The organism is Rubellimicrobium thermophilum DSM 16684 (genome assembly GCF_000442315.1).
GTDB classification, from domain to species: domain Bacteria; phylum Pseudomonadota; class Alphaproteobacteria; order Rhodobacterales; family Rhodobacteraceae; genus Rubellimicrobium; species Rubellimicrobium thermophilum.
Map to the genome: position 1 here is coordinate 617,179 of NZ_KE557320.1, position 24,462 is coordinate 641,640.

Genomic DNA, 24,462 nt, shown 5'->3' on the forward strand with positions numbered 1-24,462 from the left:
CCATTGAAACCCTCCGCTCTTTGCTTCATTGCGGCCCCCGGCGGAAGCGGGCAGGAGGCAGGCATGGGCGACCTTCAGGGAACGGGCGTGGAGACGGAAACGCCGGTGCCGCGCTTCAGGCGGGTGATGCTCAAGATCAGCGGCGAGGCGCTGATGGGCGATCAGGGCTACGGCCTGCATCCGCCGACGGTGGAGCGCATCGCGCGAGAGGTGAAGGCGGTCCGCGACATGGGTGTCGAGGTCTGCATGGTCATCGGCGGGGGCAACATCTTCCGCGGCCTTCAGGGATCGGCCCAGGGGATGGAGCGGACCACAGCCGACTACATGGGCATGCTGGCCACCGTGATGAACGCCCTGGCCATGCAGTCCGCCCTGGAGGCCATGGGCGTGTTCACCCGGGTCATCAGCGCCATCCCGATGGACCAGGTCTGCGAGCCCTATATCCGGCGCCGCGCCGTCCGCCATCTGGAGAAGAAGCGGGTCTGCATCTTTGCCGCGGGCACCGGAAACCCCTATTTCACGACAGATACGGCCGCAACATTGCGTGCGTCGGAAATGGGTTGCGAGGCGATCTTCAAGGGAACCAAGGTGGACGGGGTCTATGACAAGGATCCCAAGCAACACCCCGATGCCCGGCGCTTCGACCGGATCGGCTATACCGAGGTTCTGGCCCGGAATCTGGGCGTCATGGATGCCTCGGCCATCGCCCTGGCGCGGGACAACGACCTGCCCATCATCGTCTTCTCACTCGACGAGCCGGGGGGCTTCCGCGGCATCATCGAGGGGCGGGGCACCTACACGGTGGTGCATGGCTGAAGGGCGCTCCCGAAGCTCTTGATCCGTCGGCCCCTGCACCGGATACTGGGCGTGGCAGGGTCGGCGGAGGAAGGGCCGTGACGACACTGAAGGAATTCGAGAAGGCGCTGCGTGAACAGGGGATGCGCCAGGCTCTTCGCATCCTGGAGCGGCTGCGCGAACAGGACCGCAAGGCGCGGTCCCCGGCGGCGGCGCCCCGCCGGGTGGCGGCGGTCCGCATGACGCCCGAACTGGCGCGGGAGGTTCTGCGACTTCATCGCCGAACACGGATGACCCAGCAGGAGATCGCCTTCGCGCTCGGCGTCAATCAGGGTCGCGTGAACGAAGTCATCAAGCACGGCAAATGGTTGTCGGGCGAAGCGGAGTCCCCGCCGGCGCGTCGGGAGGGCAGGGCGCGGGCCCGCGGCAAGGCGTCCGGCCCGCGGCGAGAGCCGCCATCGCCGCTCCAGTTGTCGCTGTTCTGAGGGCCGCTCCGGGGCAGGCGGCTGTCCGCCCGGACGGTTCCGCACCTATACAAGAGCAGGAGGTTGTGCGTTAAGAGGCACGAACCCGCCACGATTACGGGACGAGCAGGACGATGGCTGACGACTTCGATCTGGATACCGACGATCTCGAGCGGCGCATGGAGCGCGCGATCCAGGCCCTGCGGACGGAGCTGGCCTCCCTGCGCACCGGACGGGCCTCCGGCGCCATGCTGGAGCCGATCCAGGTGGAGGCCTATGGCCAGATGACGCCGATCAACCAGCTCGGCACGATCAACGTGCCCGAACCGCGCATGGTCACCATCAATGTCTGGGATCGCGGGCTGGTCTCCAAGGTCGAGAAGGCGATCCGCGATTCGGGGCTCGGGATCAATCCGCAGACCAACGGCACGATCATCATGCTGCCGATCCCCGAGCTGAACGAGGAGCGCCGCCGCGAGCTGACCAAGGTCGCCGCGGGCTATGCGGAACATGCGCGCGTTGCCATCCGCAATCTCCGCCGCGAGGGCATGGACAGCATCAAGAAGGCCCGCGCCAAGGGGCTGTCCGAGGACGACGCCAAGCTTTGGGAGGGCGAGGTCCAGGATCTCACCGACCGCTTCATCAAGCAGGTGGATCAGGTCCTCGAGGCCAAGCAGGCCGAGATCATGCACGTCTGAGGCCGGGAGAGAACGACATGGAACCGACGCCGGGCCCGAGGCATGTGGCCATCATCATGGACGGCAACGGGCGCTGGGCGCAGATGCGCGGCCGGCCCCGCCATTCTCGGCCATCATGCCGGGGCGCGGCGCGTGCGCGAGATGTCGAGGCCTGTCCCGGTCTGGGCGTGCAGTATCTGACGATCTTCGCCTTCTCGACCGAGAACTGGAAGCGCACCCAGGCCGAGGTGGCGGGTCTGATGTCGCTGTTCCGCCGCTACATCCAGCGCGAGGCGCAGGATCTGCTGGAGGCCGGGGTGCGCGTGCGCTTCATCGGCGACCGCATCCGGCTCGATGAGAGGCTGGTGCAGCTCATGGACGATCTGGAGCTGCTGACCTCGCGCAATGACCGGCTGCATCTGACGGTTGCGCTCAATTACGGCGGCCGGGACGAGGTGACGCGCGCGGCGCGGCGGCTTGCCTACGAGATCGAGCAGGGCCGCCTGACCCACAAGGACGTGGATGCCGAGACGCTGGCCCGCTATCTCGATACCCATGTGCTGCCGGATCCGGATCTGGTGATCCGCACCTCGGGCGAGGCGCGCATCTCGAACTTCCTGCTCTGGCAGTCTGCCTATGCGGAATACGAATTCGTCGATACGCTCTGGCCGGATTTCACCGCCGCCGAATTCGCGCGGATCGTCGCCGCCTACAGCCGGCGCGAACGCCGCTTCGGGGCGGTCGGGGTCTGAGGCGTGACGGGGGCATCCGTCGGGGGTCCTCCAAATGGGCGGATCTCCGCCCCGGGCGCTCTCGGCCGTGGCGATGATCCTGATCGGTTCGGCCTGCGTGATCGCGGGCGGCGTGTGGTTCCAGATGATCACGGTCTTCGTGACGGCCGTGATCGTCTGGGAGCTGTGGATGATGATCGAGCCCGACCGCCCCACACCGGGGATGCTGCTGGCGGCTCTGGTGGCGTCGGTCATGTCGGGCCAGCTGACGGTCCAGTCTTCCTGGGGGATGCTGCTCTTCCTGATCGCCCCGCTGGCCGGTCTGTGGGGCATCCGGCGCGAGCGGCTGATGTGGTTCGCCTTCTCGCTGGCTGTGCAGGTTGCCGGCTGGGGCCTTGTCATCTCGCGCAGGGGCATGGCTTCACCTGGCTGCTGTGGCTGATCGGCGTGGTCGTGGCGACCGATGTGGGGGGCTATTTCGCCGGCCGCCTGATCGGCGGGCCGAAGTTCTGGCCGCTTGTGAGCCCCAAGAAGACCTGGGCCGGCACCGTTGCCGGCTGGATTCTGGCCGCGGCGGTCGGCCTGGCGTTCGACCTGTTCACCCGCGTCGGACCCGAGATCGTGCCGCTTTCGGTGCTGCTGTCCATCGCCTCGCAATGGGGCGACATCTCCAAGTCGGTCCTCAAGCGGAGGATGGGCGTGAAGGATTCGTCGAACCTGATCCCCGGTCACGGCGGCATGCTGGACCGCTTCGATGCCATGCTGGGGGCATCGCTGTTCATGCTGGCGCTGAATCTGCTGTTCGACATGCCGGGGCTTGTGTTTTGAGAACCGTCACCATCCTTGGCAGCACCGGCAGCATCGGCCAGGCCACGCTGGATCTGATCAGCCGGCGCGAGGGGGATTTCGCGGTGGAGGCGCTGACGGGGGCGGGCAATATCCCCCTGCTGGCCGCCCAGGCGATCCGCCATCGCGCCCGGTTGGCCGTGACGGCGCGCGAGGATCTCCATGCCGATCTGAAGGCCGCGCTCGCCGGAACGGGGATCGAGACGGCGGCGGGCCCTGCGGCGGTGGCCGAGGCCGCCGCACGGCCCGTGGACTGGACGATGGCGGCCATCGTCGGGGCGGCGGGTCTGGTGCCGTCGCTGGCGGTGCTCCGGCGGGGGGGCACGCTGGCGCTGGCCAACAAGGAAACGCTGGTGGCGGGCGGGCCTCTGGTGATGGCCGAGGCCGCGCGGACAGGCGCATGCCTCCTGCCGGTGGACAGCGAGCATTCCGGCCTGTTCCAGGCCCTGCGCGGCGAGCGGGCCGAGGAGGTGGAGCGGCTGATCCTGACCGCATCGGGCGGGGCCTTCCGCGACTGGCCGCTCCATCGCCTGCGCGAGGCCACGCCCGAGCAGGCTAGCACGCATCCCAACTGGGCGATGGGCCAGCGGATCACCATCGATTCCGCCTCGATGTTCAACAAGGCGCTCGAAATCATCGAGGCACATGTCCTGTTCGGCCTGCCCGCCGACCGCATCGAGGTGGTGATCCATCCCGAATCGCTCGTCCATGCGCTGGTGGGCTTTCGCGACGGCGCCCTGATCGCCCATCTTGGCGCGCCGGACATGCGTCATGCCATCGGTTTTGCCCTGAACCATCCGCTGCGCGAGGCGCTGCCGGTCGAGCGGCTCGATCTGGTCCGCGCCGGCCGCCTGACCTTCCGTGAACCCGATCCGGCGCGTTATCCCGCCCTGCGGCTGGCGCGGCTGGCCATGGAGCAGGGGGGGCTGATGCCCGCCGTGTTCAATGCCGCCAAGGAAGCCGCGCTCGATGCCTTTCTGGCCCGTGCGATCCGCTTCACGCAGATGGCAGAGATCGTGGAACGCACGCTCGACCGTCTCTCTGGTGATGGACGGATGCCGCGCCTATGTCGCGCGGGCGAGATGCCGGGTCTCGATGACATCCTCGAGGCCGACCGGCTGGGGCGCAAGGAGGCGGCCGCGCTGGCCGGTCGCATGACGAGGGAGGAGGCATGAGGACCGCTCGCGGCAGGACAGTCTGGGGGTTGCAGGGCCTCGGCAGGCCGATGGAGGGGCGGGGCGTCGGTCTCCGGCGGGATGTCCCTTGCGGCGCTTGCCGTTCCGGCATGGGGGAATGACCTGATGGACGCCCTGATCCCCAGCTTCGGCAATGCCGCGTTCACGATCGTCGCCTTCGTCATCGCCCTGTCGATCATCGTCGCGGTCCACGAATACGGCCACTACATCGTCGGCCGCTGGACCGGCATCCGGGCAGAGGTGTTCTCGCTCGGCTTCGGTCCGGTGCTTCTGGCGCGGACGGACCGCCACGGGACGCGCTGGCAGATCGCTGCCTTGCCTTTCGGGGGCTATGTCAAGTTCCTGGGGGATGCGAATGCCGCCTCGGTCGGCGGGGCCGAGCATCGGGTTCCCGAAGCCGAGCGGCGCCACACCATGATGGGGGCGCCGCTCTGGGCCCGCGTGCTGACCGTGGCGGCCGGGCCTTTGGCCAATTTCCTTCTCACGATCCTGCTTTTCCTGGCCCTTATCCTGTCCCAGGGCCGCCCGAGCGAGCCGCTGACCGTCGCATCGCTGACGCCTCTGCCGCCGGCCTATGGCGCCGGCCTGCAACCGGGGGACGAGATCCTGGCCGTGGCGGGCCGCCCCCTGTCGGCGGCCGGGGGGCTGACGCCGGACAGCGCACCCCTGCCGGCAGAGCCGGTCGTCGAATGGACCGTGCGCCGCAACGGGCAGGAGATGGTCGTGCCCGGTCCGCACCCCATTCCCAGCCTTGTGGGCGGGGTGAATCCCGGTAGCGCTGCCTGGGATGCCGGACTTCAGCCCGGCGATGTGGTGACGGCGGTGGATGGCCGCCCTGTGGTCGCCTTCGATCAGCTGGCCGAGGCGGTGGCGGCTTCGGCCGGGGCGCCGCTGCGCCTCACCGTCTGGCGTGCGGGCGAGACGATGGAGTTCACCCTTCTGCCCCGCCGGACGGATCTTCCCCGGCCCGAAGGCGGGTTCGAGACGCGCTGGCTCATCGGACTGACGGCCGGAGATGTCTTTGTCCCCGTCACCGAGACTCCCGGTCTGGCCGAAGCCCTGGCGGCGGCGGTAGAGCGTCTGTGGTTCATCATCACCTCCTCGCTCTCGGGGATCGTGCACATGATCTCGGGCGCGATCAGCACCTGCAACCTCTCCGGTCCCGTGGGCATCGCCGAGACATCGGGCGCGATGGGCCTCGCAGGGGGATCGTGGCCTTCCTGGGCTTTGTGGCGGTGCTCTCGACGGCGGTGGGGCTGATGAACCTGTTCCCCATCCCGATCCTGGACGGCGGGCATCTCCTCTTCCATGCGTGGGAGGCGGTGACGGGCCGTCCGCCGGGGGATCGGGCGCTGCGGCTGCTCATGGCGGCCGGTCTGGCCGCGATCCTCACCCTGATGCTGTTTGCCGTCGCCAACGATCTTTTCCTCTGTCCCTGATTCATCCCCTCGGGGCCCTATTGCTGCCGCATTCCCCGGCCAGACATGACGGCACGGAGGGATGCCATGAACGCGATCATGAATCATTCGCGGGGCCTGGGGCTCCTGATGAAGCTCAACGGGGACCTGGTCCTGTATGGCCTGACGGTCCTCTTTGCGCTCTGCGCCGGGATCTATGTGGGCACCCTGGGCATGAGCATGGGCTGATCGCCGCGCAGCGCCGTCTGCGGCCGGGCGCGGGGGGACGGCGAGGGGCCTTCGGCTTTTGACAAGCCCGCGCTCAGCCGCTACCGCTTGGGGGCAATGGGTTCAACGGGCGGGCGGTGATGATGAGGGGATCACGCAGGGGCGCGTGGCGCGCAGCGGGTCTGCGCATGTCCGTTCTGGCGGCGGCTCTCCTTGTGGCGCCTCCGCTGGGGGCGCAGTCGTTCAGCTTCGGCGCTGTCCGGGTCGAGGGGAACCAGCGGATCGAGGAATCGACCATCCTGGCCCGCCTCGGAATCTCGCGGGGGCAGACGGTCACGGCAGGCGAACTGAACGCCGCCGCCCAGCAGCTGCGCGCCTCCGGCCTGTTCGAGACCGTCGAGGTCATCCCCCAGGGATCCACCCTGCTGGTGCGTGTCGTCGAATGGCCGACGATCAACCGCATCAGTTTCGAGGGCAATTCCGCCATCCGCGACGAGGCCCTTTCGGCTCTCGTCGGCTCCGTGGAGCGGCGTGTCTTCTCTCCCACCCAGGCCGAACAGGATGCCGAGGCGATCGCCCGCGCCTATGCCGAAAGGGGCCGCATCAATGCCGTGGTCGTCCCGGCGATCATCCGCCATCCGGACAACCGCGTGGATCTGGTGTTCCAGATCGCCGAAGGCGGCATCACGGAGGTGGAGCGCATCTCCTTCGTCGGCAACCGCGCCTTCGGGGACCGCCGCCTGCGCGGCGTGCTCGAGACGCGCCAGGCCGGCCTGCTGCGCCAGATCATCCGGGCCGACACCTTCGTGGCCGACCGGATCGCCTTCGACCGCCAGGCCCTGACCGATTTCTACCGCTCCCGCGGCCATGCCGATGCCCGCGTGACCTCGGTCGATGTGAACCTGACCCGCGAGAGGGACGCCTATCTCATCACCTTCACGGTGGAGGAAGGCCAGCAGTTCCGCTTTGGCGAGGTGACCGTCACCTCCGCCATCCCCGAGGCCGACCCCGCGCTGTTCCGCCAGGTCGTCCGCACCCGGCCCGGCCAGGTCTATTCCCCCCTGCTGATCGAGAACGACATCGCCCGGATCGAGAATCTCGCCATCCGTCAGGGCATCCCCTTCCTGCGGGTGGAACCGCGGATCACCCGCGATGACCGCAACCTTCTCCTGGCTGTCGAATATGCCCTCGTCCCCGGAGCGCGCATCTTCGTCGAACGCATCGACATCGAGGGGAACCGGACCACGCTGGATCGCGTGATCCGCTCCCAGTTCCGCACCGTGGAGGGAGACCCCTTCAACCCGCGCGAGATCCGCGAAAGCGCCAACCGCATCCGCGCGCTGGGTTATTTCGTGGATGCCGAGGTCGAGGCCCGTCAGGGCAGCGGACCCGATCAGGTCATCATCGATGTCAATGTCGAGGAACAGCCCACCGGTTCGCTCTCCTTCGGCGCCAACTACTCGACCGATTACGGCCCCGCCCTGCTGGCAAGCCTGTCCGAGCGGAATTTCCTCGGCCGCGGGCAGGATCTCGCCTTCGAGCTGCAATGGGGCCGGGACAACCAGCTTTTCAGCTTCGACTTCACCGAACCCCAGTTCCTCGGCCGCGATGTTGCGGCCTCCATCGACCTGCTCTACCGCACCACCCAGCGCGCCAGCGCGCTCTATGATACCGACGTGTTCCGCTTCTCGCCCTCGCTCACCTTCCCGGTGAGCGAGCGCGGCCGGCTCGAGCTGCTCTATGCCCTCGACTACAGCGACATCACCAATGTGGACGATGAGGCCTCCGACATCATCAAGGCCGAGGCGGCCGAAGGCGGGGTCCTGACCAACGCTCTGGGCTACACCTACAGTTTCGACACGCGGCGCGACAATCTCGAGACGCCGACCCGCTTCTTCTTCCGCTTCGGGCAGGAATTCGGCTTCGGCGACAGCAGCTTCATCCGCACCAGGGCTCTGGCCTCGGCCGAGACCCGCATCCTGGCCGAGGAAGTGACCCTGCGCGCCACGCTGGAAGGCGGATTGCTCGACTATTCCGAGGGAGCCAGCCGCGTGACCGACCGCTTCTTCCTCGGCTCGCGGGTGATGCGCGGCTTCGAACGGGGCGGCATCGGCCCGCGCGATGCGGACACCGATGATGCGCTGGGCGGCAATGCCTTTGCCGTCCTGCGGCTCGAGGCCGAGTTCCCCCTCTTCCTGCCCGAGGAATACGGCTTCTCCGGCGGGGCCTTCATCGATTACGGCTCGGTCTGGGATGTGGGGGATCTGCGGGGCGTGCCCGAGGACCGCGTCCTCTACAACGACTTCACGCCCCGCACCGTCGCCGGCCTGTCGCTGTTCTGGACCACGCCGATCGGACCGCTGCGCTTCAACTTCAGCCGTCCCATCGATGTGGAGGAATTCGACCGTCCGAACAATTTCGACATCACCGTCTCCACCCGGTTCTGATGCGTGCCCTGGCTGCCGTCTTCGCCCTTGCGCTTGCGGCGATGCTGCCGGGGGGTGTCGCCGCGCAGGCGCAGGATGCGGCCCCAGCGCCGCGGCGGATCCAGAGCCCTGTCCTGACGATCGATGTCGAGCGCCTTTTCGCCGAGACGCTCTTCGGTCAGCGCGTGAACGAGGATCTGCGCCGGCGGGGCGCCGCGCTCCAGGCCGAGAACGAACGCCTGACCGCCGAGTTGACGGCGCGGGAGCGCAGCCTGACCGAACGGCGCCCGACCATGGACCCGGAGGCCTTCCGCGCCGAGGCGGATGCCTTCGATGCGGATGTCCAGCGGATCCGCGCCGAACAGGACGCCAAGGAGGCCGCCCTTCAGGCCGCCTTCGACGAGGAACGGCAGCGCTTTCTGGCGGCCGTGACGCCGGTTCTGGTGCGGCTGATGATCGAACGGGGGCCGTGGTCGTCATCGAACGGCGGGATGTCTTCCTCAGCGTGGGCCTTGTGGGACATCACCGATGACGCGGTGGCCGCGATCGACGCGGAGATGGGTGATGGCCGCGTGCCCCCGGAGGGGGCCGGCGCGCCGGCACCGGCCGCGGCAGAGAGGACGGACGGGGCAGCGTCCGGGGGCGCCGCGGCCGAGTGACGGCGAGTGACGGAAGGGGTCGCCTTGCGGGACGGGGGGGCTGTTGCTAGGCAGGCCGCGCCCGGATGGTGACATGGGAGAGAGGGATGACGCAGGACGCAACGGTGCAGGACAATGCGGCGCCGGATCAGGGCCCCGTGACCGAGGCCGATATCCAGCTCATCCAGCGTATCCTGCCCCATCGCTATCCCTTCCTTCTCGTGGACCGCGTCCTTCGGATCGATGGGATCCGCAGCGCGCAGGGCATCAAGAACGTCACCATGAACGAGCCCCATTTCCAGGGGCATTTCCCCGGCGAACCCATCATGCCCGGTGTCACCATCATCGAGGCCATGGCCCAGACGGCGGCCGTCATGGTCGGGGCCTCGCTCGGGCTGACGGGGGGGAACCTGCTGATCTACTTCATGTCCATCGACAATGCGAAGTTCCGGCGCAAGGTCGTCCCGGGTGACCGGCTGGTGATGGATGTGACGACACTGCGGGGCAAGCCGGGCGCCCGGGTCTGGCGGTTCCGCGGCGTTGCCAGCGTGGAGGGCGAGCTGGCCGCCGAGGCGGAGTTCATGGCCATGCTCGACATGAAGGCTGTCTGATGCGCATCCACCCGACCGCCGTCGTCGATCCGGAGGCGCAGCTCGACACGGATGTGGAGATCGGCCCCTTCTGCGTCGTCGGGCCCGAGGTGTCTCTGGGCGCGGGGGTGGTCCTGAAATCGCATGTCGTTGTCCAGGGCCGGACCGAGATCGGCGCCGGCACGGTCGTCTTTCCCTTTGCCGTTCTGGGTGAGATCCCGCAGGACCTGAAATATGCCGGAGAGCGGACGCGGCTTCGCATCGGCCGCAACAACCGCATCCGCGAACATGTGACCATGCATCCGGGCACTGCCGGGGGGGGCGGAGAGACGGTGATCGGCGATGATGGGCTCTACATGGCCGGCAGTCACGTCGCCCATGACTGCCGGGTCGGCAACGGGGTCATCATGGCCAATTCGGCGGCGCTCGCCGGCCATTGCGTTGTGGGCGACGATGTGCGCATCGGAGGGCTGGCCGGTGTGCATCAGTTTGTCCGCATCGGCCGGGGGGCGATGATCGGTGCGCTGACCATGGTGACGCATGATGTGATTCCCTACGGACTCGTGCAGGGCCCGCGGGGTGTGCTGGAGGGTCTCAATCTCGTCGGACTGCGTCGCAGGGGTCTTCCGCGGGAGGAGATCGCGGCGCTGCGGGCGGCCTATGACCGGCTGCGCGACGGCGAAGGCACGCTGGCCGAACGGGCCGGGGTTCTGCGCGAGGATCCCTCTCCTCTCGTGCGCGAGATGGCCGCATTCCTGATGGCGGAATCGGGCCGCCAGTTCCTTGCCCCGCGATGATCGCGCTGATCGGCAATCCGGATCCGCTGACCTACAGCGTCGCCAGTGCGCTGCGTGCGCAGGGGCGCCCCGTGGTCATCTGCCGCCTTGTGGACCATGATCCGGAGGGCGACCTGCCGGGCGATCAGATCGCCTTCCGCATCGAGCATCTGGGCACGCTGCTGGAGCGGCTGGTCGCCATGGGCGTGACCGAGGCCTGTCTTGTCGGGGCGGTCAGCCGGCCGCGCGTGGATCCGTCGCGGATCGATGCTGCGACCCTGCCCCTGATGCCCCGGATCGCCGCCGCCATGCGCGAGGGGGATGACGGCGCCCTGCGTGCCCTGATCGCGCTCCTGGAAGAAATGGGCCTGGCCGTGCGGGCGGCGCATGAACTTGCCCCCTCGCTGCTGCCCCCTGCCGGGGTTCTCAGCGTCGCCCGGCCCGCGCGGAGCCATGAAGCCGATGTGCTGCGGGCCGAAGCCGTCCATCGCATCATCGCCCCTGCCGATATCGGTCAGGGCCTTGTCGTCCGCGATGGCCAGGTGCTGGCGGTCGAGGCGGCTCCCGGCACGGACTGGATGCTGCGCTCGCTCCGCGGTCAGGCCGAAGGGGCCGTGTTCTACAAGGCGCCCAAGCGCTGCCAGGATCGCCGCGCCGATCTTCCCGTCATCGGACCGGCTACCATCGACCGCGCGCGAGAGGCCGGGATCGCCGCCGTCGTCATCGAGGCAGGAGGCGTCATGATGCTCAACCGCGAGATTGCCGTTGCCCATGCCGATGCCGCCGGCATCGTCCTGTGGGTTCGTGAGCCGGGCCCGTGAGGGGGCTCCGGTGAGGCTGTTCCTCGTGGCAGGCGAACCGTCGGGCGATCGGCTCGGCGGGGCGGTGATGGAGGGGTTGCGCAGCCTCTGCCCCGGGATCGCCTTCGATGGCATCGGCGGCCCCGAGATGGCCGGGCAGGGGCTCCGCAGCCGCTTTCCGATGTCGGATCTGACCGTGATGGGCCTGGCGGAAATCCTGCCCCGCTATCGTCTCCTCCGCCGCCGCCTTGCCGAGACCATCGCCGCCGTCCTCGAGACCCGACCGGATGTGCTGCTGACCATCGACAGCCCCGATTTCGGCCTCCGTGTCGCCCGTGCGGTCAAGCGGGCCGGGGCGCCGATCCGCTGCGTCCACTATGTTGCCCCCACGATCTGGGCCTGGCGGCCCGGCCGCGCGCGCAGGCTGCGGGGCGTCACGGATCACCTCCTGGCCCTGTTTCCCTTCGAGCCGCCGCTGTGGGAGGCCCAGGGCATTCCCTGCGATTTCGTCGGCCATCCCGCCGCGGCCGAGCCCGTCGCCACCGAAGAGGAGGCGCGCGCCTTCCGCTCGGCCTTCGGCCTGACCGGGAGGCCCCTGATCCTGGTCCTGCCCGGTTCGCGGCGCTCCGAGGTCCAGCGCCTTGCCCCCGCGATTCGGCGAGGCGCTTGCCCTTGCCGCGCGGCAGAGGCCGGATCTGCGCGCCGTCCTTCCCGTTGCGCCGGGGATGGAATCGCTGGTGGGCGAGGCCGTCGCGGAATGGCCCCTGCGGCCTCTGGTCCTGGCGCCCCGCACCGATCCCTTTGCCCGCAGCGTGCGCCGTGCGGCCTTTCGGGCGGCCGATGCGGCCCTTGCGGCCTCGGGCACCGTCACGCTCGAGCTCGCTGCCGCCGGCACGCCCATGGTGGTGGGCTACGACTTCTCCTGGCTGACCTGGCAGATCATGAGGCGCATGGCGCTCATGGATACGGTGACGCTTGTCAATATCGTCAGCGGAACGCGGAGCGTGCCGGAATTCCTGGGTCCGGCCTGCCGGCCCGGGCCGATGGCGCAGGCGCTTCTGGCCCTGCTCGAGACTCCGCAGGCGCAGGCCGAGGCGATGCAGCTCACCATGGAACGGCTGGGCCGGGGTGGCGAAGCGCCCGGACTGCGCGCGGCCCGGGCGATCCTGTCCCGGCTCTAGCCGGCCGCCCGGACCGTCCCGGCGATCCAGCCTCCGCCCAGGACGCGCGTGCCCTCGGTCGCGTAGAAGACGCAGGCCTGACCCGGTGCAACCCCTTCCTCGGGAGAGAGCAGCTCCACCTCTGCGTCAGGCCCGGCGGGGCGCAGCAGGGCGGGCACGGGCTCGCGGGTGGAGCGGACGCGCGCCAGGATCTCGCGCTCGCCGTCCAGCGGCCCGTCGCCGAGCCAGTTCACCTCGCGCAGGCGGATGCTCCGTGTGAGCAGGGCCTCGCGCGGGCCGACGATCACCTGCCTGCGCTCCGCATCGAGCCGGATGACGAAGAGCGGCTCTTCGAGCCCGCCGATGCCGAGGCCGCGTCTCTGCCCCACCGTATAGCGCAGCACGCCGTCATGTCGCCCGAGCACCCGCCCATCGAGATGGACGATCTCGCCCGGCTCGGCGGCGCCGGGACGCAGCTTCTCGATCACGGCGGCATAGTTGCCCGACGGGACAAAGCAGATGTCCTGCGAATCGGGCTTGTCGGCAACGGGAAGGCCATGCTGCGCGGCCAGGGCCCGCGTTTCCGCCTTGGAGGCGAATCCCCCCAGCGGAAACCGCAGATAGTCGAGCTGTTCGCGCGTGGTGGAGAAGAGGAAATAGCTCTGGTCCCGTGACGGATCTGCGGCACGGTGCAGCTCGGCGCCGTGAGGGCCGGTTTCGCGGCGGATGTAATGCCCCGTGGCCATGCAGTCTGCGCCCAGGTCGCGGGCGACCTCCATCAGGTCGCGGAACTTCACCCGCTCGTTGCAGCGGATGCAGGGCACGGGGGTAGCGCCGCCGAGATAGCTGTCGGCGAATTCCTCGATCACGGCTTCCCGGAAGACGGATTCGTAGTCGAGAACGTAATGGGGAAAGCCCATCCGTTCGGCGACGCGCCGGGCATCATGAATGTCGCGGCCAGCGCAGCAGGCGCCCTTCCGGGCCAGTGCTGCCCCGTGGTCATAGAGCTGCAGCGTCACCCCCACGACATCATAGCCTTCCTCCTTCAGCATCGCGGCCACGACCGACGAATCGACGCCGCCGGACATGGCGACGACGACGCGGGTTTCTGCGGGCGCCTTGGCGAAGCCGAGCGAGTTGAGGGCGGGGTCGAGGGGCATGCGCGCCTCCGGGCTTGGGGCAGGGGCATTTAGATAAAATGCCCTGCGTTCACAAGGCCGATATTCACCCGATCTTAAGGATGTCCTGCGCAATCTGCCTTCAGCATGACCCATGAGCCGGATGACAGCACGAAGGGATGCGCGATGTATCTTCGCAAGGTCGAGGGGCCGCGCGCGGTGGCGTTGCCCGATGGAACGACGATGACGCGGGCGGATCTGCCGCCGCCTGATACGCGCCGCTGGGTCGCCTCGCGCAAGGCGGCCGTCGTCAAGGCGGTGGCTTGCGGTCTGATCTCCCGCAGCTTTGCGCTGGAGACCTATGCGCTCAGCGAGGAGGAGCTGTCCGAATGGGAGCGGGCGGTCGAACGCCATGGCGTGGGGGGTCTGCGGACGACATGGCTGCAACGCTATAGACAACTTGAAGTAGAAAACGGTTCGTCTTCTTAAACGGTAACGTGTTGTTAACCTTTTGGCGCTAAGGCTGGCGCAAGGCTCGAAGAACAGGAGAACCTGGGATGCGAATCCTCCTCGTCGAAGACGATCCGACCACCTCGCGCAGCATCGAACTGATGCTCACGCATGCCAACCTGAACGTCTATGCCACCGATCTGGGGGAGGAGGGCATCGATCTGGCCAAGCTCTACGATTATGACCTGATCCTGCTCGATCTGAACCTTCCCGACATGCCGGGGCATGAGGTGCTGCGCCAGCTCCGCCTCGCCCGGGTGGAAACGCCGATCCTCATCCTGTCTGGCGACGATGCGACCGAAAGCAAGCTTAGGGGATTCGGCTTCGGCGCGGATGACTACATGACCAAGCCCTTCCACCGGGAGGAGTTGATCGCCCGGATTCACGCGATCATCCGCCGGTCCAAGGGGCACAGCCAGTCGGTCATCCGCACCGGTCGGCTGACAGTCAATCTCGATACCAAGACGGTCGAGGTGGCGGGCAGCGCCATCCATCTGACCAGCAAGGAATACCAGATCCTGGAGCTGCTCTCGCTGCGCAAGGGCACGACGCTGACCAAGGAGATGTTCCTCAATCATCTCTATGGCGGCATGGACGAGCCGGAGCTGAAGATCATCGACGTCTTCATCTGCAAGCTGCGCAAGAAGCTTGCGATGGCCACCGGCGGCGACAGCTATATCGAGACGGTCTGGGGCCGCGGCTATGTCCTGCGCGATCCCGAGCCTGTCGCCCGTCAGCATGCGGAACGTCTGGCCGTCGGCGCCTGAGCGGCGCGGCATCGTCGGACAGGTGGGATCGTTCCGCAGCCCGGACAGAAGGCTGGCACCTCGCGCGCGGCTCCCGTATCTCTCGCCCGGTGTCGGATCGAGGTCGGGCGATGGACGGGTCAGGGCAGGACAGACCGGTGGAGGAGCTGACCGCGGCCGAAGCCGCGCAGGAGGCGGCGCGCCTCGCTGCCCTGGTAGAGGCTGCCGATGCGGCCTATTACCGCGACGATGCGCCGGTGATGTCGGATGCCGACTATGATGCGCTCAAGCGCCGTCTGATCGCCATCGAGGGGCGGTTTCCGGCCCTGCGGCATCCCGACAGCCCGACCGGCAGGGTCGGCTATGCCCCCGCCGAAGGGTTCGGCCAGGTCCGGCACCGCGTTCCGATGCTGTCGCTCGAGAATCTGGAGATCGCCCCTTCCGGTCTCGAGGAGGCGGCCCGCATCGGGTGGGAACGGCGTGCGGCGCAGGAGTTCGATGCCCGCATCCGTCGCTTTCTGGGCCTTCCGGCCGACAAACCGCTTGCCTATGTGGCCGAGCCGAAGATCGACGGTCTGTCGCTGTCGCTCCGCTACGAGGGGGGCGAGCTGGTGCAGGCCGCCACGCGCGGCAATGGCGAGACGGGCGAAGACGTGACGCAGAACGCCCTGACGGTGGCCGATATTCCCCGGCGTCTTGCGGGGTCTCCTCCCGCCGTGATCGAGATCCGGGGCGAAGTCTACATGCGGCATGATGACTTCGCGGCCCTCAATGCCCGCGTGACGGAAGAGGGGGGGCAGCCCTTCGCCAATCCCCGCAATGCGGCCGCCGGGTCGCTGCGTCAGCTCGATCCCGCGATCACCGCCGCAAGGCCGCTGCGCTTCTTCGCCTATTCCTGGGGCGAGGTGAGCGAGCCGCTGGCCGCGACGCAATGGGATGCGCTGGGCCGGCTTTCCGCCTTCGGCCTGGCGGTGAATCCCGATGCCCGCCGCTGTGCCGGGATCGACGAAGCGCTTGAGCACTACTTCGATCTCGATCGGCGGCGCACATCGCTCGGCTACGACATCGACGGGGTCGTGTACAAGGTGGACGATCTGGCGCTGCAGCATCGTCTGGGCTTCCGTTCCACCACGCCCCGCTGGGCGATCGCGCACAAGTTCCCGGCCGAGACGGCTTGGACGCGCCTTCTGGCGATCGACATCAATGTGGGGCGCACGGGAACGCTGGCCCCGCTGGCCCGGCTGCATCCGGTGACCGTGGGCGGCGTGGTCGTCTCGAACGCGACGCTCCACAACGAGGATTACATCGCCGGCCGCAACGCGAAGGGAGAGCCGATCCGCGGCGGCAAGGATATCCGCATCGGCGACTGGGTGCAGATCCGCCGGGCGGGCGATGTGATCCCGCAGATCGTGGATGTCGATCTGGCACGTCGTCCGGTCGATGCCGTCCCCTTCGTCTTTCCGACGGTCTGTCCCCGCTGCGGCGCCGAGGCCGTGCGCGAGGCAGGCGATGCCGCCCGCCGCTGCACAGGTGGCCATGCATGCCCTGCCCAGGCGGTGGAGAAGCTCAAGCATTTTGTCTCCCGCAAGGCCTTCGATATCGAGGGCCTCGGCGAGAAACAGATCGAGATGTTCTTCGACGATCCGCTCCTTCCCATCCGCGAGCCGGCCGACATCTTCACGCTCGAGGCCCGGGATGCCGCCAATCCCCAGCGGCTCAGGGACCGCCCCGGCTATGGGGAGACGAGCGCGCGCAACCTCTTCCGCGCCATCGAGGAAAGGCGGCGCATCCCTCTCGAACGGCTTATCTTTGCCCTCGGTATCCGCCATGTGGGCGAGGTGGCGGCACGCGATCTGGCCCGCCGCATGGAGTCGTGGGAGGCACTGGTCCGCGCGCTCGATCGCTCCCGCCCTGCGGCCCTGGCCCATCGTGCCGCTGATGAGGCGGAGGCGGCCGAGCGCCTCCGCGCCGCAAGGGAAGGCCGCCGCCCCCGCATCATGGCCATCCGCGCTGCCCCTTGGCAGGGCGTCCCCGCCGAAGCGCGGGAGGCCTGGGACGAGATCGTGCAGGTGGACGGGATCGGTCCGGCTGTGGCTCTCTCCCTCTCCGACGCCTTTGCCAGCCCGATCGAGCGCGCCGCCATCGAGCGGCTCATCCCCCATCTCACCATCCTCCCGCCCGCACGGCCTGCTGAGGCCAGCCCGCTCGCCGGCAAGACGGTGGTCTTCACCGGCACGCTCGAACGGATGACCCGTGACGAGGCCAAGGCCAGGGCCCAGGCGCTGGGGGCCAGGGTTGCGACATCCGTGTCCGCCAGAACCGATCTGCTGGTTGCCGGCCCCGGTGCGGGCTCCAAGCGCCGCGAGGCCGAGCGTCTGGGCGTGCGCGTCATCGGCGAGGATGACTGGCTCGCCCTGATCGGGGACGCATGACCCCCCCCCCGGGAGGGACGGCCGGAGATCCTCTGGCCCCTCTTCGCACCGCTCGAAGGGCTGAAGGGGATCGGCCCCCGAACGGCCCGCAGCTTTAGCCGGGCGGGTCTGGACAGGCCGCGCGATCTGCTGATGACGCTGCCTTCGGGGGGCGTGGACCGGAGGCTTCGCCCCTCGCTGCGGGGGTCGCCCTGCCGGCCACGGTCACCGTGGCGGTGACGGTTGAACGCCATCGCCCGCCTGCGCGGAAGGGGCGCCCCCATGTCGTCACCGTCCGCGACGCGCAGACAAGCTTTCAGATCGTGTTCTTCCACGGCACGGCCGACTGGCCCGCCCGTGCCCTGCCGCCGGGAAGCCGGCGGATCGTCTCGGGCCGGGTGGAGGTGTTCGATGGCATCGCCCGCATGGTCCATCCCGATCTGATCCTGCCCGAGGAGGAGGCCCCCGGCATCCCCCCCTTCGAGCCCGTCTATCCCCTCTCCGCCGGTCTCACGCAGAAGACGATGGCGCGGGCCATGCGCGCGGCGCTGGCCCTCGCCCCCGATCTGCCCGAATGGATCGACCCCGCCCTGCTGGCTCGGGAGGGCTGGCCCCGCTGGCGCGCGGCGCTGCAGGCCGCGCATGAACCGCAAGGCGAAGCCGATCTGCGCCCCGAGGCTCCGGCGCGCCGCCGCCTCGCCTATGATGAACTGCTGGCCCATCAGCTCACCCTGGCCCTGGCCCGGGCCATGCGTCGCCGCATGCCCGGCCAGCCGACGCGGGGCGATGGCCGGCTGCGGGGGCGCGTGCTCGCCGCGCTGCCCTATGCCCCGACCGCCGCGCAGATCCGCGCCCTCACCGAGATCGAAGCCGACATGGCCGCGCCCCAGCGGATGAACCGTCTGCTTCAGGGCGATGTGGGGGCCGGCAAGACGCTCGTGGCCTTTCTGGCGCTGCTGATTGCCGTCGAGGCGGGGGGGCAGGGGGCGCTGATGGCGCCGACGGGGATCCTGGCCCAGCAGCATCATGATGCCCTGCAGCCGCTGGCCGCGACGGCGGGGGTCCGCATCGGGATCCTGACGGGCCGGGACAAGGGGGCCCAGCGGGCGGCCAAGCTCGGATCGCTGGCACGGGGAGAGATCGACATCCTCATCGGCACGCATGCCCTGTTCCAGGAGGATGTCGCCTTCCGCGACCTGCGCCTTGCGGTCGTGGACGAACAGCATCGCTTCGGCGTCGCCCAGCGGATGGAGCTGGGGCGCAAGGGGCACCGGACCGATGTCCTCGTGATGACGGCAACCCCCATCCCCCGATCGCTCGCCCTGACCCAGTATGGCGACATGGATCTGTCCGTGCTGGACGAAAAGCCGCCAGGGCGCCGGCCGATCCGGACCGCCCTGGTCTCCGCGGCCCGTCTTGACGAGGTGATGGAGAGGCTCCGCCGCGCTCTGGCCGAGGGACGCCGCGCCTACTGGGTCTGCCCCCTCGTGGAGGACTCCGAGCAGACCGACCTCACCGCCGCCGAAGAACGCTTCCGCAGTTTGCACGCGCTTTTCGGCGGGGCGACGGGGCTGGTCCATGGACGGATGTCACCGGCGGAGAAGGATGCCGCGATGGCCGATTTCGCCAGCGGGAAGACCCGCATCCTCGTGGCGACGACGGTGATCGAGGTGGGCGTGAACGTGCCCGAAGCGACGATCATGGTCATCGAGCAGGCCGAGCGGTTCGGGCTGGCCCAGCTTCATCAGCTTCGCGGGCGCGTCGGGCGGGGCAGCGCCGAATCGACCTGCATCCTGCTCTACACGCCCCCCCTGGGCGAGACGGCCCGGCGGCGCCTGACCCTTCTGCGCGAGACCGAAGACGGTTTCCGCCTCGCCGAGGAGGACCTGGCCATCCGCGGGGCAGGCGATGTGATCGGCACGGCGCAATCCGGCCTTCCGCGTTTTCGCATCGCCGATCTGGAGCGGCAGTCCGCTCTCATGGCCCTGGCCCGCAGCGATGCCCGCAAGCTGCTTCAGGAGGATCCCCGGCTCGAGAGCCCGCGCGGACAGGCGGCAAGGCTCCTGCTGTGGCTCATGGAGCAGGACAAGGCGATTCGCCTGATCGGCGTGGGGTGAGGGCAGGGCGCTCATGGCCCGTCCTGCCCCGGCAATCTCAAGGATCCGGTTGACGCGCAGGCCACGCACGATGTTCACACAAAGTTCTTGACCTGCTGTCCTCATTGTGAGAACAATATAGCAACGAAGAACGATCAGGTGAGGAACAGGATGGACCGTCTCCCGATCTCCCTCATGGTTGCCGATGCAGTCGGCCTTGTCTCGCTGGTGGCGCTTCTCGTTGCGGCCCTCTACCTCCCTGCGATCTTCTGACCCCTGCCTCGCGCTCCCGTGCCGGCACCGCCCCTGCCTCTGTCCCGCAGGGATCGCCCGCCCCCGGTCTGCCCCCGGGGATGCGGTTGCGGTGGCCGGAGTCCCGTGCGGGATCGCGCACTTGGTCCGCCGTGCCTCATCGGGCCGGCGGCCCTTTTCTTTCCGGTCGGCCTTTCGCGGGTCCATCCCGATCGCCGGTCCCGTGCATGCTGGCGCGCGGCTTTCCGGCCGGGCCTCCCGGGCTTCGACGTCCGTCCCGCCCGCCTGCCTCCGCTCGCCCCCGCCCCTCCGGCCCTCCGGCCCCCCCGTCCGTCCGGCGGCCTGTCAGCCTTCCTTGGCCGCGCGGGGCTGGCCCAGCGCTGCTTCCACGGCCTCGAGCGTGGCCTCGATCGCCAACATGACCGAGGCATGGCGGTTCGGATGATCCCGCGCGGGCAGCAGCGCCTCGAAGCCGTCCCAGGGCGCGGAGGGCGGGGGCGCGCCGTCCTTCAGCATGGCCCGCAGGCCGTCGCGCCCCTGCCGCACCTCTTCGACCGTGCGACCGACGGCGACCCCACCGACGACGGCCGCCGCCGCCTGGCCCAGCGCACAGGCGCGCACTTCCTGCGCGAAATCGGCGATGCGGTCTCCTTCCATCCGCACCTCCACCGAAACCGTGGATCCGCAGAGGGGCGAACGCCGTCTCGCCGCTCCGTCCGGTGCGGCAAGCCGGCCGATTCGCGGCACATCCGCCGCCAGCGCCAGCAGGCGCTGGGAATAGAGATGGAGCAGATCGCGGTCGGACATGGCTGGCCTCTGCTGCCGGCCGATCCTAGATAGGCCTGCTTGTGCCGCTTGCCAATGGAAAGGCCTGCCGATGCTCGATCCCGCCGCGCTCCGCTATGACGACAGAGGGCTGATTCCTGCCATCGCGCAGGATCATGCGACGGGAGAGGTGCTGATGCTCGCCTGGATGAACGAAGAGGCGGTGCGTCGCACCCTGGACACGGGGGATGTCACCTACTGGTCCCGCTCGCGCGGGGCCTTCTGGATCAAGGGAGAGACATCGGGCCATCGCCAGCGCCTTGTCTCGATGCGGGCCGATTGCGATGCCGATGCGCTGCTGCTCCTTGTGGATCAGACCGGACCGGCCTGCCATACCGGCGCGCGGAGCTGCTTCTTCCAGGCGATGGGTCCGGAGGGGCTATAGGCCGACCATCCGACGGATGTCCTGCGGCGTCGCGCCGTCCTCGCGGAAGCGGCGTATTGCCCTTGCATCCTCGCGCTTGGCCAGGCGCCGCCCGGTCTTGTCCCGGATCAGGCGGTGATGGTGATAGACGGGTGTGGGCAGCCCCAGCAGGTGCTGGAGCAGGACATGAATGGGGGTCGCGTCGCGCAAATCCTCGCCCCGGGTGACATGGGTGATACCCTGCGCCGCATCGTCCACGACAACAGCCAGGTGATAGGCGGTTCCGAAATCCCGCCGCGCCAGGACGACATCCCCCACCGTTCGCAGCATCCAGGCTGGGTCGAGACGCTGTCGGCCCGGCAGGGTTCCGGTCTCTTCCCATTCCGCTTCCGCTGCGATTCCCTCGATCGCGCGCGCCATGTCGAGCCGCAGGGCAACCCCCTCCGGCAGCGGACCCGTCCGGGGTTCTCCGCGGCATGTGCCGGGATAGACCACACCGTCCGGCCCGATCAGCGGCGCCCCCTCCTGCGGGGCGCTCGCCGCAGCCAGGATGTCACGCCGCAGGCAGCGACAGGGATAGAGCAGCCCCCGCGCCCAGAGTCGTCCCAGCGCCTCGCGATAGAGTGTCAGCCGCGCGGACTGGTGCAGCGGCGGTTCATCCCAGGACAGGCCGAGCCAGCGCAGATCCTCCTCTGCCAGGGCCTCCCATTCGGGGCGGGAGCGCTGGCGGTCGATATCCTCCCAGCGTAGCAGGAAGCGGCCGCCTGCCTTCCGTGCCATGTCATGGGCCAGGATCGCCGCGAAGGCATGGCCGAGATGCAGCGGTCCGGTGGGAGAGGGGGCGAAGCGCGTTCTCACTCCGCCGCCCGTGCCACGCTGCCCGCCAGCCAGGCCGTCCAGTCCGCCTTGGCGCGATCGGTATAGCCCTTGTAGCGGTCCGCGCGGCCCCGCCGTCCGCCGCGGGCCTCCTCCAGGGGCGGGAAGAGGCCGAAATTGACGTTCATCGGCTGGAAGGTCCGCGCATCCGCCCCGCCCGTGATGTGGTTCAGCAGGGCGCCGACGGCCGTGGTCGGGGGACGGGGGGCAGGGTTTCGCCCTTCGCCTCCGCTGCAGCCAGACGCCCGGCCAGCATCCCCATGGCGGCCGATTCGACATACCCCTCGACCCCCGTGATCTGCCCGGCAAAGCGCAGCCAGGGCCGCAGGCGCAGACGCATCGCCCCATCAAGCAGGCTGGGCGAGTTGATGAAGGTGTTGCGGTGGATGCCCCCCAGCCGGGCGAAGGCGGCATTCTCCAGCCCGGGGATGAGGCGGAACACCTCCACCTGCGCGCCATGCTTCATCTTCGTCTGGAAGCCCACCATGTTGTAGAGCGTGCCCAGCGCGTTGTCGCGGCGAAGCTGGACGACGGCATGGGGCTTCTCCTGCGGGCGATGCGGATTGGTCAGGCCCACGGGCTTCATCGGCCCGTGGCGGAGCGTGTCGCGCCCGCGTTCGGCCATCACCTCGATGGGCAGGCAACCGTCGAAATAGCCGGCTGTCTCGCCCTCGCGGAAGGGGGTCTTCTCGGCGGCGAGAAGGGCATCGACGAAACGCTCATACTCCTCGCGCGTGAGGGGACAGTTGATGTAGGCGGTGCGTTCCTCCTCGGTCTCGCCCTTGTCATAGCGGGACTGGCGCCAGCAGATGCTCATGTCGATCGTGTCGGCATGGACGATGGGGGCGATCGCGTCGAAGAAGGCGAGCTGCTCGGCCCCCGTGACCTTGCGGATGTCCTCGGCCAGCGCCCCGGAGGTAAGCGGCCCCGTGGCCACGATCCAGCGTCCGCTGTCGGGCAGCGCCGTGATCTCCTCCTCGATCACGGTGATGAGCGGATGGGCCCGCACCGCCGCGGTGACAGCTTGGGCAAAACCCTCGCGGTCCACGGCCAGGGCCCCTCCGGCCGGCAGGCGGTGACGGGCAGCCATCTCCATCACCAGGCTGCCGGCGGCCCGCATCTCCCAGTGCAGAAGGCCGACGGCGTTGTGTTCGTCATCGTCCGACCGGAAGGAGTTGGAGCAGACCATCTCGGCCAGAAGGCCCGTGCGGTGGGCAAAGGTGCCGACCTTGGGTCGCATTTCGTGGATGACGGCGGGCACGCCGGCACGGGCGCAGGCCCAGGCGGCCTCCACCCCGGCCATGCCGCCGCCGATGATGTGGACGGGTTCGGTCATGCCCCGCATGTAGCCCCCTCCGCCCCCCCGAGGGAAGCGCGGCGCGGGATCAGATCAGCGCGATCCGCTCGCGCTGGGTAGGGTCGGGGTAGGGGCGATAGAGGCCGGCCTCTGCCCGCGCGATCATCTGATGCATCCGGTCATAGAGGCGTTCGCCTTCGTCATCCGCATCGGCAAGGGCGGCGAAGGCGCCGTCGAGCTGGGCCATGCCGTCCACCTCGATCTCGAGCAGGAAATCCGGATGCGGCCCGGCGGCCAGCCCGAACTTGCGCCGCAGCAGCCGCCAGGATCGGATCGCGCCACGGGCCCGCAGTCGTTCCATCCAGGCTTCGCAGGCACCGGCGAAGGCCAGGGCCTTCGCGCCATCCCGCAACTCGATCATGCAGTGATAGAGATTCATCCGGCTCTCCCGTCTTCCTCTGGCAGGAGAGCATGGATTCCTTGCGATTCGGTTGATGTCAGAAGCCGGGGATGACCTCGAGGATCCCCCGCGAGCCGAAGGTTGTCCCTCCCTTCGCCCCGATGCCGACCCGAGCGCCAAGGCTCAGATAGGTTTCGCCCTCTCCGTCCGAGGAGAGATGACCCAGTTCGCCATAGAAGGTGGGGCCGAAGCCCAGGCTGTATTCCGCCCCCAGCCCGATGCGCGTGGCATCCGCCTCTCCCCCCAGCCGACCGAAACGTGCTGTCGCGGCCAGCCCGTCGACCGGCATCATGCCGGCCAGATCGAAACGCCCCTCGGCCAGCAGAAGCGTCGCGCGATCGCCCTCGCCGTCCACCATGCCGATTGCGGCCTGCGCCGCAAGGCCGCCGAAATCGCCGGCGGCCTCGAGGCCCAGACCATTCGCGGAGTCGTTCTCGAAACTGTCGCGGGCGAGATAGGCACCGACCGTCGCAAAGCCCAGTCCATCCCAGAGGCCATGGATCGTCACATTGCGCCCGTCCATGTCCAGCCCCCGCCAGCCGTGATAGGACAGGTCCGCAGCGACGCCGAAACCGGGGCCGATCCCGAATTCCAAGGCGCCGCGATAGCGGATCTCGCCAAGGTCGAGATCGTCCGCGAATGCGAGGATGCCGGTAGAGACCTCGGCCCCCGAAAAGCCCTGTGCGCTGGCGGTTCCCGCCGCAAGGCTGACCAGAACTGCCACCGCCCCGGTGCGCAATGCGTGCGTCATGCTCGTGCCCTCATCTCCACGGCAGCCTTGAC

At 68.8% G+C, this 24,462-nt stretch carries 24 protein-coding genes and 3 pseudogenes; 21 read left to right on the forward strand and 6 right to left on the reverse strand.

Annotation, left to right across the window (positions count from 1 at the left end):
- Positions 1-63 precede the first annotated feature (63 nt).
- The 16 genes and pseudogenes from pyrH (at position 64) to lpxB (ending at position 12,745) form a co-directional block, all read left to right on the forward strand.
- The gene (gene pyrH / locus RUTHE_RS03950; RefSeq protein WP_021096992.1) at positions 64-816 is read left to right on the forward strand and encodes a UMP kinase; all 753 of its coding nucleotides are present in this window, start codon (positions 64-66) and stop codon (positions 814-816) included.
- A gap of 77 nt (positions 817-893) precedes the next feature.
- Entirely contained in the window at positions 894-1,280 is a 387-nt protein-coding gene (locus tag RUTHE_RS03955; protein WP_021096993.1) for a hypothetical protein, read from the forward strand.
- 113 nt (positions 1,281-1,393) lie between these two features.
- Positions 1,394-1,957: a ribosome recycling factor gene (frr, locus tag RUTHE_RS03960; RefSeq protein ID WP_021096994.1), complete on the forward strand. Its 564-nt coding sequence runs from the start codon at positions 1,394-1,396 to the stop codon at positions 1,955-1,957.
- Between the two features lie 17 nt (positions 1,958-1,974).
- Positions 1,975-2,688, forward strand: a complete 714-nt coding sequence (gene uppS, locus RUTHE_RS03965; RefSeq protein WP_021096995.1) for a polyprenyl diphosphate synthase — start codon at positions 1,975-1,977, stop codon at positions 2,686-2,688.
- Between the two features lie 34 nt (positions 2,689-2,722).
- The gene (locus RUTHE_RS17375; RefSeq protein ID WP_021096996.1) at positions 2,723-3,109 is read left to right on the forward strand and encodes a hypothetical protein; all 387 of its coding nucleotides are present in this window, start codon (positions 2,723-2,725) and stop codon (positions 3,107-3,109) included.
- Between the two features lie 5 nt (positions 3,110-3,114).
- Positions 3,115-3,495 (forward strand): phosphatidate cytidylyltransferase, encoded by a 381-nt coding sequence (locus RUTHE_RS17380; RefSeq protein ID WP_021096997.1) that lies wholly within the window; start codon positions 3,115-3,117, stop codon positions 3,493-3,495.
- Positions 3,492-4,688: a 1-deoxy-D-xylulose-5-phosphate reductoisomerase gene (gene dxr, locus RUTHE_RS03975; protein WP_021096998.1), complete on the forward strand. Its 1,197-nt coding sequence runs from the start codon at positions 3,492-3,494 to the stop codon at positions 4,686-4,688. Before RUTHE_RS17380 ends, dxr begins: the two co-directional genes overlap by 4 nt.
- 126 nt (positions 4,689-4,814) lie before the next feature.
- Positions 4,815-5,969, forward strand: coding sequence for an RIP metalloprotease RseP (gene rseP, locus RUTHE_RS03980; RefSeq protein WP_021096999.1), 1,155 nt, complete (start codon positions 4,815-4,817; stop codon positions 5,967-5,969).
- Positions 5,921-6,148 carry a site-2 protease family protein gene (locus RUTHE_RS18170; protein WP_021097000.1) on the forward strand — a complete coding sequence of 76 codons (228 nt, stop codon included), beginning with the start codon at positions 5,921-5,923 and terminating at the stop codon, positions 6,146-6,148. The genes rseP and RUTHE_RS18170 overlap by 49 nt, the downstream gene beginning before the upstream one ends.
- A 78-nt stretch (positions 6,149-6,226) precedes the next feature.
- Positions 6,227-6,355 carry a hypothetical protein gene (locus RUTHE_RS17970; RefSeq protein ID WP_281167456.1) on the forward strand — a complete coding sequence of 43 codons (129 nt, stop codon included), beginning with the start codon at positions 6,227-6,229 and terminating at the stop codon, positions 6,353-6,355.
- Positions 6,356-6,477: 122 nt separating this feature from the next.
- Positions 6,478-8,781 carry an outer membrane protein assembly factor BamA gene (gene bamA, locus RUTHE_RS03985; protein WP_483826386.1) on the forward strand — a complete coding sequence of 768 codons (2,304 nt, stop codon included), beginning with the start codon at positions 6,478-6,480 and terminating at the stop codon, positions 8,779-8,781.
- Entirely contained in the window at positions 8,781-9,419 is a 639-nt protein-coding gene (locus RUTHE_RS03990; RefSeq protein WP_021097003.1) for an OmpH/Skp family outer membrane protein, read from the forward strand. Before bamA ends, RUTHE_RS03990 begins: the two co-directional genes overlap by 1 nt.
- Positions 9,420-9,505: 86 nt before the next feature.
- The gene (gene fabZ / locus RUTHE_RS03995) at positions 9,506-10,009 is read left to right on the forward strand and encodes a 3-hydroxyacyl-ACP dehydratase FabZ (RefSeq protein WP_021097004.1); all 504 of its coding nucleotides are present in this window, start codon (positions 9,506-9,508) and stop codon (positions 10,007-10,009) included.
- Positions 10,009-10,785, forward strand: a complete 777-nt coding sequence (gene lpxA / locus RUTHE_RS04000) for an acyl-ACP--UDP-N-acetylglucosamine O-acyltransferase (protein WP_021097005.1) — start codon at positions 10,009-10,011, stop codon at positions 10,783-10,785. Before fabZ ends, lpxA begins: the two co-directional genes overlap by 1 nt.
- Positions 10,782-11,585, forward strand: a complete 804-nt coding sequence (locus tag RUTHE_RS04005) for an LpxI family protein (protein ID WP_021097006.1) — start codon at positions 10,782-10,784, stop codon at positions 11,583-11,585. Before lpxA ends, RUTHE_RS04005 begins: the two co-directional genes overlap by 4 nt.
- A 10-nt stretch (positions 11,586-11,595) precedes the next feature.
- Positions 11,596-12,745: pseudogene (gene lpxB / locus RUTHE_RS04010) on the forward strand (lipid-A-disaccharide synthase).
- Here the strand turns inward: lpxB and mnmA are convergent.
- Positions 12,742-13,884, reverse strand: coding sequence for a tRNA 2-thiouridine(34) synthase MnmA (gene mnmA / locus RUTHE_RS04015; protein WP_021097008.1), 1,143 nt, complete (start codon positions 13,882-13,884; stop codon positions 12,742-12,744). The pseudogene lpxB and the gene mnmA sit on opposite strands and share 4 nt — an antisense overlap.
- A gap of 144 nt (positions 13,885-14,028) precedes the next feature.
- Here mnmA and sciP point away from each other — a divergent pair, with 144 nt between their 5' ends.
- The 4 genes and pseudogenes from sciP (at position 14,029) to recG (ending at position 19,626) form a co-directional block, all read left to right on the forward strand.
- Complete coding sequence (gene sciP, locus RUTHE_RS04020) at positions 14,029-14,331, forward strand: CtrA inhibitor SciP (RefSeq protein WP_021097009.1); 303 nt, start codon at positions 14,029-14,031, stop codon at positions 14,329-14,331.
- Between the two features lie 68 nt (positions 14,332-14,399).
- A complete protein-coding gene (ctrA, locus tag RUTHE_RS04025) occupies positions 14,400-15,119 on the forward strand; it encodes a response regulator transcription factor CtrA (protein WP_021097010.1) in 720 nt (239 codons plus the stop codon).
- A 110-nt stretch (positions 15,120-15,229) separates the two neighbouring features.
- Positions 15,230-17,530, forward strand: coding sequence for an NAD-dependent DNA ligase LigA (gene ligA, locus RUTHE_RS04030; protein ID WP_021097011.1), 2,301 nt, complete (start codon positions 15,230-15,232; stop codon positions 17,528-17,530).
- Positions 17,531-17,557: 27 nt separating this feature from the next.
- A pseudogene (gene recG, locus RUTHE_RS04035) lies at positions 17,558-19,626 on the forward strand (ATP-dependent DNA helicase RecG).
- A 576-nt stretch (positions 19,627-20,202) separates the two neighbouring features.
- On the opposite strand, the gene RUTHE_RS04040 reads toward recG, so the two are convergent.
- Positions 20,203-20,664 (reverse strand): iron-sulfur cluster assembly scaffold protein, encoded by a 462-nt coding sequence (locus RUTHE_RS04040; RefSeq protein WP_021097014.1) that lies wholly within the window; start codon positions 20,662-20,664, stop codon positions 20,203-20,205.
- A gap of 70 nt (positions 20,665-20,734) precedes the next feature.
- Here RUTHE_RS04040 and hisI point away from each other — a divergent pair, with 70 nt between their 5' ends.
- Entirely contained in the window at positions 20,735-21,067 is a 333-nt protein-coding gene (gene hisI / locus RUTHE_RS04045) for a phosphoribosyl-AMP cyclohydrolase (RefSeq protein ID WP_021097015.1), read from the forward strand.
- Here hisI and gluQRS read toward each other — a convergent pair.
- The 4 genes and pseudogenes from gluQRS to RUTHE_RS04065 form a co-directional block, all read right to left on the reverse strand.
- Positions 21,062-21,904: a tRNA glutamyl-Q(34) synthetase GluQRS gene (gene gluQRS / locus RUTHE_RS04050; protein WP_021097016.1), complete on the reverse strand. Its 843-nt coding sequence runs from the start codon at positions 21,902-21,904 to the stop codon at positions 21,062-21,064. The two genes, hisI and gluQRS, sit on opposite strands and share 6 nt — an antisense overlap.
- Positions 21,901-23,258 (reverse strand): annotated as a pseudogene (trmFO, locus tag RUTHE_RS04055) (methylenetetrahydrofolate--tRNA-(uracil(54)-C(5))-methyltransferase (FADH(2)-oxidizing) TrmFO). Before trmFO ends, gluQRS begins: the two are co-directional and overlap by 4 nt.
- Positions 23,259-23,307: 49 nt before the next feature.
- Positions 23,308-23,658 (reverse strand): DUF6614 family protein, encoded by a 351-nt coding sequence (locus tag RUTHE_RS04060; protein WP_021097019.1) that lies wholly within the window; start codon positions 23,656-23,658, stop codon positions 23,308-23,310.
- A 58-nt stretch (positions 23,659-23,716) separates the two neighbouring features.
- The gene (locus RUTHE_RS04065; RefSeq protein ID WP_021097020.1) at positions 23,717-24,430 is read right to left on the reverse strand and encodes a porin; all 714 of its coding nucleotides are present in this window, start codon (positions 24,428-24,430) and stop codon (positions 23,717-23,719) included.
- Between the last annotated feature and the right edge of the window lie 32 nt (positions 24,431-24,462).